The 12,322-nt window shown below is 37.4% G+C and carries 12 protein-coding genes; 10 read left to right on the forward strand and 2 right to left on the reverse strand.

The window, feature by feature from the left end:
- The 7 genes from ABIQ28_RS11200 to ABIQ28_RS11230 form a co-directional block, all read left to right on the forward strand.
- The coding region (locus tag ABIQ28_RS11200; protein WP_348037306.1) for a hypothetical protein at positions 1-209 on the forward strand (209 nt) is incomplete at its 5' end.
- 152 nt (positions 210-361) lie between these two features.
- Positions 362-619 carry a hypothetical protein gene (locus ABIQ28_RS11205; RefSeq protein WP_348037308.1) on the forward strand — a complete coding sequence of 86 codons (258 nt, stop codon included), beginning with the start codon at positions 362-364 and terminating at the stop codon, positions 617-619.
- A 368-nt stretch (positions 620-987) separates the two neighbouring features.
- Positions 988-3,354 carry a prolyl oligopeptidase family serine peptidase gene (locus ABIQ28_RS11210; protein WP_348037310.1) on the forward strand — a complete coding sequence of 789 codons (2,367 nt, stop codon included), beginning with the start codon at positions 988-990 and terminating at the stop codon, positions 3,352-3,354.
- Between the two features lie 152 nt (positions 3,355-3,506).
- A complete protein-coding gene (locus tag ABIQ28_RS11215) occupies positions 3,507-5,918 on the forward strand; it encodes a thiamine pyrophosphate-dependent enzyme (RefSeq protein ID WP_348037312.1) in 2,412 nt (803 codons plus the stop codon).
- A gap of 84 nt (positions 5,919-6,002) precedes the next feature.
- Complete coding sequence (locus tag ABIQ28_RS11220; protein WP_348037314.1) at positions 6,003-6,380, forward strand: DoxX family protein; 378 nt, start codon at positions 6,003-6,005, stop codon at positions 6,378-6,380.
- Positions 6,381-6,386: 6 nt separating this feature from the next.
- Positions 6,387-6,857: a hypothetical protein gene (locus ABIQ28_RS11225; protein WP_348037316.1), complete on the forward strand. Its 471-nt coding sequence runs from the start codon at positions 6,387-6,389 to the stop codon at positions 6,855-6,857.
- A 121-nt stretch (positions 6,858-6,978) separates the two neighbouring features.
- Positions 6,979-7,563, forward strand: a complete 585-nt coding sequence (locus tag ABIQ28_RS11230; protein ID WP_348037318.1) for a hypothetical protein — start codon at positions 6,979-6,981, stop codon at positions 7,561-7,563.
- A 188-nt stretch (positions 7,564-7,751) separates the two neighbouring features.
- On the opposite strand, the gene holA is transcribed toward ABIQ28_RS11230, so the two are convergent.
- The gene (holA, locus tag ABIQ28_RS11235) at positions 7,752-8,756 is read right to left on the reverse strand and encodes a DNA polymerase III subunit delta (RefSeq protein ID WP_348037320.1); all 1,005 of its coding nucleotides are present in this window, start codon (positions 8,754-8,756) and stop codon (positions 7,752-7,754) included.
- 106 nt (positions 8,757-8,862) lie between these two features.
- Here holA and ABIQ28_RS11240 point away from each other — a divergent pair, with 106 nt between their 5' ends.
- From ABIQ28_RS11240 to ABIQ28_RS11250, 3 genes are all read left to right on the forward strand, one after another.
- Positions 8,863-9,312 (forward strand): type I restriction enzyme HsdR N-terminal domain-containing protein, encoded by a 450-nt coding sequence (locus ABIQ28_RS11240; protein WP_348037326.1) that lies wholly within the window; start codon positions 8,863-8,865, stop codon positions 9,310-9,312.
- Positions 9,313-9,411: 99 nt separating this feature from the next.
- Complete coding sequence (locus tag ABIQ28_RS11245) at positions 9,412-10,425, forward strand: glycosyltransferase family 2 protein (RefSeq protein WP_348037322.1); 1,014 nt, start codon at positions 9,412-9,414, stop codon at positions 10,423-10,425.
- A gap of 95 nt (positions 10,426-10,520) precedes the next feature.
- A complete protein-coding gene (locus ABIQ28_RS11250) occupies positions 10,521-11,390 on the forward strand; it encodes a flagellar motor protein MotB (RefSeq protein ID WP_348037324.1) in 870 nt (289 codons plus the stop codon).
- A gap of 304 nt (positions 11,391-11,694) precedes the next feature.
- Here the strand turns inward: ABIQ28_RS11250 and ABIQ28_RS11255 are convergent, their stop codons facing one another.
- Positions 11,695-12,315: an L-threonylcarbamoyladenylate synthase gene (locus ABIQ28_RS11255; protein ID WP_348037328.1), complete on the reverse strand. Its 621-nt coding sequence runs from the start codon at positions 12,313-12,315 to the stop codon at positions 11,695-11,697.
- Between the last annotated feature and the right edge of the window lie 7 nt (positions 12,316-12,322).

Raw genomic sequence — 12,322 nt, forward strand, 5'->3', positions numbered from 1 at the left:
TGGTGAAAAACCGATCCTTCAATCCCGAATTTATGTATGACTCTGGAATTCGACTCAATTTAGTAACCGATTATTTCGAACTTTATTTCCCGCTCTATTCAAATTTAGGATGGGAAATTGATCAACCCAACTATAGCCAGCGAATCCGTATTAAATTCACATTAGATCCTGAGGTGTTATTGGGTCTTTTTAGGAGGAAGTGGTTTTGATGATATTTGGAAAATGAAGTTTGAAATCGCTTGCCCGTCCGCAGCTTTAGCGGAGGCTGGAAGTAGAAATCGAAAATTAATTTGAATTAGAAATTGAAACACAAAAGACTAACGACATTCCGTTGCGACCTTTGCGAAAAAACCTAGCGTACTTGCGTTTAAACACAAGAATGAAGTTTAACCGCAAAGGGCGCAAAGTTGAGCGCAAGGGACGCGGAGAATTTGAAATTGAAAATGAATCAGAACTTGAATTAGAAGTTGAAATACAAAAGATTAACGACATTCCGTTGCGACCTCTGCGAAGAATCCTAGCGTCCTTGCGTTTAATCACAAGAATGAAGTTTAATTTCAAAGGGCGCAAAGTTGAGCGCAAGGGACGCGGAGAATTTGAAATTGAAAATGAAGTTTAAATTGAAAATGAATCTGAACTTGAATTAGAAAATGAAACACAAAAACATCGCCATTCCGTTGCGACCTTTGCGAAAAAACCTAGCGTCCTTGCGTTTAAACACAAGCATGAAGATTAACTGCAAAGATTTTGTAATGTACGTTGAGATGTGAGTTGTTAAGTTGCCAAGTCCATAAAACACCGTGAAGCTCAATAAAATCTCCGCGCATCTCTGTGTAATAACACTTAGCAATCCGTTATCATCTAAATCCATCACTTATTTTCAAATTTATTTAACGCCAAGTCTATGCTTAAAACTTATTGAAAATTGATAAGTTTGTAATCGAGCATTTGTGCTTTAATTTAAAACCAACAACTAACTTCATATCAATGAGTAAATCCATTTTCTTCAGCCTCCTATTTTCATTTCTATTCATCAACATCTACGCGCAAAAAAGTGAACTTTCCGTTGAGGAAATAATGCAAGATCCCAAATGGATGGGGACATTCCCTTCAAATGTAAAATGGGACCAAAACAGCAGCGCTATTTATTTTAATTACAATTCGGATAATGATCCATCGGATTCTTTATATCGCCTCCGATTGGCAAATCCTAAAAAAATTGAAAAAGTAAGCTGGACCGAAGAAAAAAACATCGATTTTACTCGAGGCACTTTCGATAAAGCAAAAACCAAAAAGATTTATTCCAAAGGCAACGCTTTAATTGTCCTTGATGTCAAATCTGGTAAAAAAACAGAATTGCTACAATTCCCAAAAAACATCGGTAGCCCTTATTTCTTGGCCAATGAAGATTGGATAGCTTTTGAAGCGGAGAACAATGCCTATATCTATTCACAAAAATCAGGCATCTTAAAGAAGTTAACCGAAATTAAATCGGGAGACGAATCGAAAAAGAAAGAGCCTAAATCATCAGAAAAAGCCTCGTTTTTGGAAGAGGAAAATCTGAAATTACTAAGTGTTGTCAAAGAACGCAAAGACAAACAAGAAAGCACAAAAAAAATCAAAGACGAACGCAAAGACAAAGATCCCTATACTTATTATGCTGGCAACGCTCAAATCCTTAATCTGAAAGTATCTCCAGATGCAAAATATGTAACGTTTAACCTCTACCATCGTGGTAAAAGCGATAATACCATCGTTCCAAATTATATTGATGCGTCCAGCTACACCAAAGATTTGAACACCCGTTCTAAAGTTGGCGATGACCCAACCAAAGTGGAATTGGCCATTTATAATATAGAAAAAGACACGGTTTATAAAGTTCAAACCAACACCTTACCTGGCATTAAAGATTTACCAGATTACGTTAAAGATTATCCAAACAAGGTTTGGGAAGAAAAAGACCGCGATATTACGATTTCAAACGCTTATTTTTCTGATAATGGCCAACAGGCGATCGTGAATGTGCGCTCCAAAGACAATAAAGACCGTTGGATTGCCAAAATAGATTTAACTACTGGTGCCTTAACCAGTTTAGACAGACAGCGTGATGAAGCATGGATTGCCGGCCCTGGTATTGGATGGTCGCTGGGCGGTGGCACTTTGGGCTGGTTGCCAGATAACAAGCATATTTATTTTCAATCGGAAGCCACTGGCTATTCTCATTTATATCTTTTAGAAGTCAACAATGGCAATAAAACAGCCTTGACTTCAGGGAATTATGAAGTTTTCGATCCGTTTATGTCCAATGATCAAAAAAGCTGGTACCTCACCACTTCTGAAGTAGGTCCTGGCGAACGTCAGTTCTATAAAATGCCTTTAATGGGAGGGAAAATGGAGCAATTGACCAGCATGACTGGGAATAATGATGTGAGCCTATCTCCGGACGAAAAAAATATTGCGATTCTTCATTCCTATAGCAACCAACCTTGGGAGCTTTATCTAAAAAAGAACGACGCTAAGTCCAAAGCCATTCAATTGACTTCAGGACAATCTGACGTTTTCAAAAGCTATAATTGGAGAGATCCACAACTCATTAGCTTTAAAGCTGAAGATGGCGCGCAGGTGCCTGCCAGACTTTATGTACCTGAAGCCTCAGTTAAAAATAATGCTGCGGTAATTTTTGTCCATGGCGCAGGCTATCTTCAGAATGTCCATAAATGGTGGTCTTCTTACTTTAGAGAATATATGTTTCATAACTTATTAACCGATTTAGGCTACACCGTTATCGATATCGATTACAGAGGAAGTGCAGGTTACGGCAGAGATTGGCGTACTGGAATTTACAGACATATGGGCGGAAAAGATTTATCTGATCAAGTGGATGGCGCTAAATATCTGATGGAAAATTACGGCATTGACAAGGATAAAATCGGTATCTATGGTGGCAGCTACGGCGGATTTATCACGTTAATGGCTCTATTTAATGAAGCGGATACCTTCACTTCTGGTGCGGCATTGCGCTCGGTTACAGATTGGGCACATTACAATCACGGATACACTGCCAATATTTTAAACGAGCCTTTTAATGATCCTATCGCCTACGAACGCTCCTCGCCTATTTATTTTGCAGAAGGCTTAAAAGGCAATCTCCTCATAGCTCACGGCATGCTGGATGTTAACGTACATTTTCAGGATGTGGTGCGTTTAGCACAACGTTTGATTGAATTGGGCAAGGACAATTGGGAAATGGCCGTTTATCCAGCAGAAGATCATGGTTTTGTGGAGCCAAGCAGTTGGACGGATGAATATAAGCGTATTTTAAAACTCTTTAACACGACCTTACTCGAGGAGTAAACACAAATAAAACGCTACAAAACAACACCTTACCCCTAACGCGGTAAGGTGTTTCTGTTTAATGACCACAATGTAATATTATCGTTGAATAGGTATTTGAATTGCAAAACCATTCGAATTTAACTACTTTTGCAATAACCAATACGCACTATATGCAAACGACGCCAAAAATAACCAAAGACATATCCTTCGAAGAATTTCAATCCGAAATCTTAAGTGATTATAAAATTGCAATGACCAGCAGAGAGTGTAGTTTGTTGGGCAGACGCGAAGTTCTGACTGGAAAAGCGAAGTTTGGAATTTTTGGAGACGGAAAGGAAGTGCCTCAATTGGCATGGGCCAAAGTATTTCAAAACGGCGATTTCCGCTCTGGCTATTACAGGGATCAAACCTTTATGATGGCGATTGGCGAATTGAGTATTCAGCAGTTTTTTGCCGGATTATATGGCGATCCTGATATTAACCACGATCCGATGTCGGCAGGACGTCAAATGGGTGGCCACTTTGGCACACACAGTTTAGATGAAAAAGGCGAGTGGAAAAACCTCTTACAACAAAAAAATTCAAGTGCCGACATCTCTCCTACCGCAGGACAAATGCCACGGCTTTTAGGCTTAGCACAAGCCTCAAAAATATATCGAAATGTCAAGGGTATTGACAGCACTAAATTCTCAAATAAAGGAAATGAAGTGGCTTGGGGTACCATCGGAAATGCCAGTACCAGTGAAGGCTTGTTTTTTGAAACCATCAATGCTGCAGGAGTTTTGCAAGTACCGATGGTTATCAGTATTTGGGATGATGAATATGGCATTTCAGTGCACGCCAAACATCAAACTACCAAAGAAAGTATTTCAGAAATCCTAAAAGGTTTCCAACGCGACGAGCAAAATAAAGGCTACGAAATACTAAAAGTTAAGGGCTGGGATTATGTCGCCTTAGTTGAAACCTATCAACGAGCCTCAAAAATTGCAAGGGAAGAACATGTCCCTGTGATGATTCATGTTGTTGAACTTACACAGCCTCAAGGCCACTCCACCTCTGGATCCCATGAGCGTTACAAAAGCAAAGAGCGTTTAGATTGGGAAATCGAACGCGATTGTATTCGTAAAATGCGCGACTGGATGATTTCCAATGGCATTTCTACGGAATTTGAATTGGATACCATCGATAAAAACATAAAAAAGAACGTTAGAGAAGGCAAAAAAGCCGCTTGGGACGCCTATCAATCCCCTTTAAAAGAGGAACAACAGGAAGCTTTTCAATTGATTACTAATTTAGCCAATTCAAGTGCCAACAAAGTTTTCATTGAACATGTGATTACGGAATTATCCCATATTGCGGAGCCTGTCAGAAAAGATATTGCATCAGCGGTAAGAAGATCATTGCGTTATGTGATTTCCGAAAATTCTGTCCAAAAAGATGCTACCAACGCTTGGATCGATGCCTATTTAGAGCGGATTCAACCAAAATACAGTTCCCATTTATTTAGCCAATCAAAAAAATCGGCTTTATATATCAAAGAGGTTCTACCAACCTATGACGCTTCCGCAGAAGATGTAGATGGCCGCTTGGTGCTTCGCGATAATTTTGATGTCATTTTCAATAAACATCCTGAAGCTTTGATATTTGGTGAAGACACAGGAGCAATTGGCGATGTTAACCAAGGTTTGGAAGGCTTACAGGAAAAGTATGGAGAGCTTAGAGTTGCCGATGTTGGCATTCGTGAAGCTACTATTATGGGTCAAGGTATTGGGATGGCTATGCGCGGTTTACGTCCTATTGCCGAAATTCAATATTTGGACTATATTCTTTATGCGCTTCAGATCATGAGCGATGACCTTGCCACTTTACATTACAGAACACACGGCAAGCAAAAAGCACCAGTAATTGTGAGAACAAGAGGCCACAGATTGGAAGGTATTTGGCATTCGGGATCTCAATTGGGAGGTATTTTGAATTTGATCAGAGGCATCCATGTCTTGGTGCCCCGAAATATGACTAAAGCTGCTGGTTTTTACAACACACTTTTGGAGTGTGATGAACCTGCTTTAGTGGTGGAATGCCTAAACGGTTACCGCCTTAAAGAAAAGTTACCAACTAATTTGGGAGAGTTTAAAACACCGATCGGCGTGGTGGAAACAGTTAAAAAGGGTAATGACATCACCTTAGTATCCTATGGTTCCACTTTGCGTTTGGTTGAACAAGCGGCCAAAGAATTACAAGAAGTGGGAATCGACGCCGAAGTGATTGATGTTCAGTCCTTGTTGCCTTTCGATTTAAATCATGATATTGTCCAAAGTGTTGCCAAAACCAACCGATTAATGATCATTGATGAAGATGTTCCGGGTGGGGCTTCTGCATTTATCCTGAATGAAATTTTAAGCACACAAAACGCCTATCAATATTTAGACAGTCAGCCAAAAACCTTAACGGCGCGTCCACACCGTCCTGCCTATGGTACGGATGGCGACTATTTTTCAAAACCTTCAGTTGAAGATATTTTTGAAAATGTTTATGCGATGATGCATGAAGTCAGTCCTGACAAATATCCGAAATTAAGATAATTTATAAATCCAGTTCATTTTCTGATTCAGACATCACATTTTTATTCTGAATACATCCATTCATTCTTAAAACCACCATTTTAAATGAAAAATAATTTTAACGATTTTGCACTTGCTATTTTAAGAATTGGCTTTTCAGGAGCCATGTTGACGCACGGTATTCCAAAAGTCAGCATGCTTTTTAGCAATCCTTCTGGATTCCCTGATCCTATTGGCATTGGTGGAACCGCCACACTTATCATAGCAGTTTTAGGTGAAGCCATTGGTCCATTATTAGTGCTCATCGGCTTTAAAACACGGATTGCGGCCATTCCTACTATTTTGACCATGGCAGCTGCGACTTTTGTAGTGCATGCTCATGACGATTTTGCCGTTAAGGAAAAAGCGATTATGTATATGATTGCCTTTATCGCTATCGCTTTGGCGGGTGCTGGAAAGTATTCCGTGGACGGTAAAAAATAGTTTGAGATGAAAGCGGTTTCTGTTGTTACCATTAAGAAAGAATTAAAGCATCGCTCCGCCGAAGAATTGCTGGAGCTTTGTTTGCGTCTTTCTAAGTTTAAAAAAGAAAACAAGGAACTGCTTACTTATTTGTTGTTTGAAGCGCACGATGAATCTGGGTATATCGAAACCGTGAAAGCTGAAATAGATCAACAGTTTGAGGAGATCAATACCAATAGTTATTTCTATATTAAGAAAAGCGTTCGTAAGATTCTTAGAAATATTAAGAAATACGCCCGATATTCGTTAAAAAAAGAAACCGAAGTGGAACTTCTACTCCATTTTTGTTTTGTTTTAAAAGAGTTCAAACCTTCCATTTTTGATAATGTGACGCTCATCAATATCTATGAGCGTCAGATTTTGCTTATAAAAAAGATAGTAGGCACTTTACATGAAGACTTACAATACGATTATCATTTGGAGCTGGAGAAATTATAAGATAAAATCTTCACTTCGAAAGTATTCAAACTCTAATTCTCTAGATTAGAGAATACCAATACCTCTCGACACCGAGGCAGCTGAAATAAAAAAACATATCACAAAACCCTAATTTTCGCGCATGAACATAAAAATTTCGGTGACCTTGATTCTTCTTTTGCAAGTGTCTTTTATAGGTTTTTCTCAAACAAAGTCAACAGCTTCTAATTCTGTTTCAGAAATTATAAAAAAACAAAAATCAGGTCAGGACAAACTGAATTACACAGACACTACATTCGCCTACCAAGTAATTATTCCTAAATGGTGGGAAATCAAAGAAACACCAAGTACTAACTTTTTTGGAGGCACTTTGCCTGAAATAGACAAATCGAAAGCTGCCCTTTTATTTAAGGCTTTTGATAAGGATAAATTTAAATCCTTAGCAAATTTTGAAAACTGGGTCATTACTGGATACAAGTCAGGCGATACTCCCAAATGGTCGGAAGATCATATCGTATTGTTCAAAAAAAACATGGATGAATTTGCAACTATTGGAAAGGCTTTTAAAGTACAATTGAAAGCTTATGACACTTTTTACAACTGTTGCTATATCATTGTTGAAACTTCCAAATCCTATTTATGGATTGATTTAACGTCTACTCGAGAGACCTATGATGCCAATTTTAAAAGGTTAGAAAAAATGATGTTAGAGTTTAAGAGGTTGTAAAACGTGAAAATTAAATTAAATTGAAGTTGAAATTGAAATTGAAATCGAAGTTCTAAAAAATAGCAACAGAAACTTAAAATAAAATGAAGATACATTCAACAATTGACAAGCTCAACCTGAAACCAGAAACAAGAAACTAGAAATAAGCTCACCCGTCAGTAGCTTTAGCGAAGGCGGGAAACCTCAATCTATCTCATAATCCGCACCAACAGTTCCTTAAGTAAATCGCCTTGCGAAACCGCATTGGAACCCACACCTTTGCTTTTAACATCAAATTCACGTAAAACACCCACAACTTCACTCACTTTCCGCATCGGAAAATTACGAGCTGCCGTCACATATTCATTTACAAAATAAGGATTTATTTTTAATGCTGAAGCCACATTTCGAGGTGATTTATCGGTCATACCATGAAAATGGAGCAATTGTGAAAAGAAATTAAACAATAAAGACACGGTAACCACCATCGGATTGTCCTTCGGGTTTTCTGCAAAATAGTGGACGATTTGATGTGCCTTTTTTATATCGCGATCGCCAATAGCCTTTCGCAATTCAAAATTATTGAAGTCTTTACTAATCCCAATATTCTCTTCTATATGCTCCGGACTGATTTGCGTTCCTTTGGGTAAAATAATCTGAAGTTTATTCAGTTCATTATTGATCTTACTCAAATCCGTTCCCAAAAATTCGACCAGCATTTGAGCTGCTTTGGGAGCAATACCATATTCTTTTGGCGCCAACACCCGTTTGATCCAATCCGCCACTTGGTTTTCATAAAGCTTTTTGCTTTCGTAAACAACGCCCATTTTATTCAGGGTTTTGTAGAGTGACTTTCGCTTATCAATCGTTTTGTACTTATAATTCATTACCAAAATGGTAGAAGGTTGTGGTTGCTTGGCGTAATTGACAAGATTTTCGATGGTTCGTGATAAATCCTGAGCTTCCTTGACAATAATGACTTGATATTCGGCCATCATAGGAAAACGCTTCGCATTCGATACAATATCATCTATGGACACATCACGTCCGTAAAGCACCATCTGATTAAATCCGCGTTCATCTTCAGTAAGCACATTATCCTCAATAAAATCTGAGATCCGATCTATATAATACGCCTCCTCGCCCATTAAAAAATAAATCGGTTTCAACTTTCTGCTCTTGATATCAGCAACTATCTGTTTAACTTCGTCCAAAATTTATAAATTTTCAAATTCGCAATGACCAAACCCCGATTTTCCCTCAAGGAATTTGGTATTTGGCTATTGAAGATTAACTTTGGGATTGTCTAAATTAAAAGCCTTGCAACCACTCAATTTCCCAAAGTTTTCGTTTCGATTCAAAAATAGCGAAAATAAAGTATCTATTTTCGACGCCGTTCGTAAAAAGTTTATCATTTTACAACCCGAAGAATGGGTGCGTCAACACTGCGTTCAGTACTTAATGACTGAAAAGAAATACCCGCATTCCTTAATTAATGTTGAAAAGGAATTGACCATCAACAACTTGAAAAAACGTTATGATATTGTAGTTTTTAATACGCAAGGCGATGTCCATTTGATTGTCGAATGCAAAGCCCCACAAATCCCAATTGACCAAAGTACATTTGATCAAATTGCACGGTATAACTTAGCATTAAAAGCTACTTATTTAATGGTAACCAATGGCTTGGAACACTATTACTGTCAGATGGATTTTGAGGCGGAGACGTATGTATTTTTGAAGGATATTCCGGAGTATGTTAGAGGTTAGAAAAATAAAAAATCAGTATGGATCGACAAAAATTTAGTAGATTAATAATCAACCTTTTTTTTATACCATTCATTAATAAAAAATAAAATTCGTGAATTCGTGGCTAAACAAAAAATAGCAATTGTTATATTAAACTGGAATGGTAAAGATTTGTTGGAGAAATTCTTGCCTTCAGTAATTCTGCATTCTGGGGATGCGGTTATTTATGTGGCTGATAATGCTTCTACGGACGATTCGGTTGCATTTGTGAAAGCCACTTATCCAACGGTAAAAATCATTCAAAACAAGAAAAACGGTGGCTATGCCAAAGGCTATAATGATGCCTTAAAACACGTTGTCGAAGACATCTATTGTCTTTTAAACAGTGATATTGAAGTCACGGCAGATTGGCTAAAACCCATTTACACCATTTTCCAGACCGAAGCTGAAACGGCTATCGTCCAACCAAAAATTCTAGATTATAAAAACAAAGCCTATTTTGAATATGCTGGCGCGGCAGGTGGATTTATCGACAAATTCGGATATCCATACTGCAGAGGGCGCATTTTTGATACGATTGAAAAAGATACTGGTCAATATAATGACACCACTGAGATCTTTTGGGCTTCTGGCGCTTGCTTCTTTATCAGAAAATCGGTGTTTAAAACCTTAGGCGGTTTTGATGCATCATTTTTTGCCCATATGGAAGAAATTGATTTGTGCTGGCGCGCCCATAACTCAGGAGTTATTGCAAAATATGTGGGTGCTTCGACCGTATATCATGTTGGCGGCGCCACTTTAAAAACAACAAATCCAAGGAAGACTTATCTCAATTTCAGAAACAGTTTGTTCACTTTAACAAAAAATGCTCCTAAAAACTTGTTCATTTTAATATTTACGCGACTTTTTCTGGACGGTCTTGCTGCTTTAAAATTTCTGTCAGAGTTTAAACTCAAACATATTATGGCCATCCTAAAAGCGCATTATAGTTTCTATGCTAGCCTCCCGTATTTGCTGAGAAAACGTCAGTTATTAAAACAACATATGCACGTCGATTCGCTTTCAAAATATTATAAAACGAGATCCATTGTATGGCTTTATTTTGTAAAAAATCGGAAGAAATTTAGCGAATAATCAAATCTGTTAAAATTTTTGTTAATCCGTCTATTAAGTGAGGTTTTTTATATATTTTTGGCACGTAAATTTCTAATTATTTAATCACTACCATTATGAAAAAAATCATTTTTTTAAGCGTGTTTTCATTGCTTATTTTAAGTTCATGTGTATCTAAAAAACAATACACAGCACTTGAAGCTAAACAAAAAGAAACACAAGATTTATTAAACACCGCAACAGTAAAATTAAACAGCTGCATCTCTGAGAGAGCTACTGCTTTAGCACGTGTTGAAGGTTTACAGGAGCAATTGGCTGATATGCGTAGAACCAATCAGGATTTAATTGACACCAAAGGCAACTTAACAACTTTAACTCAGAAAGGTGCTGAGAATCTTGAAAGATCTCTAGAAAGCCTTAAAGAAAAAGATCTTAAAATTACACGTTTACAAGACGCGTTAACTAAAAAAGACAGTGTTACTTTAGCTATTGTAACAAGCTTGAAGAAAGATGTTGGTTTGAGCGATCCAGACATCCAAATCAATGTTGAAAAAGGTGTTGTCTATATTTCTATTGCTGACAAATTATTGTTTCAAAGCGGAAGCTACAACGTAACTGCAAAAGCTAAAACAATTTTAGCTAAAGTTGCAACAGTTGTAAACGGAAAACCTGATTTCGAATGTATGGTTGAAGGTCATACAGATAGCGTACCTTACAAAAAAGGTGGCGTAATTGAAGACAACTGGGATTTAAGTGTTAAACGTGCAACTTCTATTGTTAGAGTATTGGAACAATTAGGTGTTAATCCAAAACAATTAATTGCTTCAGGACGTAGCGAGTATGTGCCATTAGTATCTAATGATACTGCTGAAAACAGATCAATCAACAGACGTACTCGTATTTTAGTACTTCCTAAAATTGACCAATTCTACGAAATGGTTGAAAAAGAAATGAAAAACATGATTGCTGAAGACGCAAGAAAATAAGCAATAAGTTTTAATATAATTAAAAAAGCTCAACTTAACGGTTGAGCTTTTTTTATTTCTGCGAAGGCAGGAAACCGTAGGTTCACCGAAGCTAATCTTTGTTTTTGGATTTGATATATAAAAACGTTTATGCTATCCCTTTTATTAATGGTCTGGGACGCTTTTAAAACATACAGTCCTTGATAAAATTCAAGTTTTAAAAAATGTATTTTAACCCCTTACGTCAAAAGTCTTGACTCTATATTTTTTTTTCTATCCTTTAAGATCAATGATGAATCTTTCATTGACACCAGAAAATAGCTTGCTAAAAAATCTCCAAGCTCCCCTTACCTTCTCTCACTATTACAGGCTCTTCTTCAGACAAATCAATAATGGTAGAAGCCAAATTATCGCCATAACCACCATCAATTACCAAATCCACCAGGTTGTCCCATTTCTCCAAAATCAACTCTGGATCTGTGGTATATTCAATAATTTCATCTTCATCTCTAATGGATGTTGAAATAATTGGCCGTCCCAATTGTCTTACTATTTCTAAAGCAATATTGTTATTAGGAACCCTAATACCAACGGTTTTCTTCTTTTTGAAAGGATGCGGAAGCGTTTTGGCACCTGGAAGAATAAAAGTGTAAGGCCCTGGCAAGGCGCGTTTTAATATTTTAAACGTGGTTGAATCTATTTGCTTCACATAATCACTCAAGTTACTCAAATCACTACAGATAAAAGAAAAATTGGCTTTGTCCAATTTTATACCTTTAATTTGCGCCACACGCTCCAAGGCCTTGATATTATTGATATCACATCCCAATCCGTAAACAGTATCGGTAGGATAAATTATCAATCCACCAGCCTTCAGCACATCAATTACTTTCTTTATCTCCTTAGCATTCGGGTTCTCCTCATAGATTTTAATAAATTCAGCCATAATATGT

The organism is Gelidibacter sp. (genome assembly GCF_039916245.1).
Classification (GTDB): domain Bacteria; phylum Bacteroidota; class Bacteroidia; order Flavobacteriales; family Flavobacteriaceae; genus Gelidibacter.

Excerpts from the sequence above, each read along its gene's own strand:
- ABIQ28_RS11225 (WP_348037316.1), top strand. The coding sequence starts at position 6,387 with ATGAAAGCGGTTTCTGTTGTTACCATTAAGAAAGAATTAAAGCATCGC.
- ABIQ28_RS11230 (WP_348037318.1), top strand. The coding sequence starts at position 6,979 with ATGAACATAAAAATTTCGGTGACCTTGATTCTTCTTTTGCAAGTGTCT.
- ABIQ28_RS11215 (WP_348037312.1), top strand. The coding sequence starts at position 3,507 with ATGCAAACGACGCCAAAAATAACCAAAGACATATCCTTCGAAGAATTT.
- ABIQ28_RS11220 (WP_348037314.1), top strand. The coding sequence starts at position 6,003 with ATGAAAAATAATTTTAACGATTTTGCACTTGCTATTTTAAGAATTGGC.
- ABIQ28_RS11210 (WP_348037310.1), top strand. The coding sequence starts at position 988 with ATGAGTAAATCCATTTTCTTCAGCCTCCTATTTTCATTTCTATTCATC.
- ABIQ28_RS11255 (WP_348037328.1), bottom strand. The coding sequence starts at position 12,315 with ATGGCTGAATTTATTAAAATCTATGAGGAGAACCCGAATGCTAAGGAG.
- ABIQ28_RS11250 (WP_348037324.1), top strand. The coding sequence starts at position 10,521 with ATGAAAAAAATCATTTTTTTAAGCGTGTTTTCATTGCTTATTTTAAGT.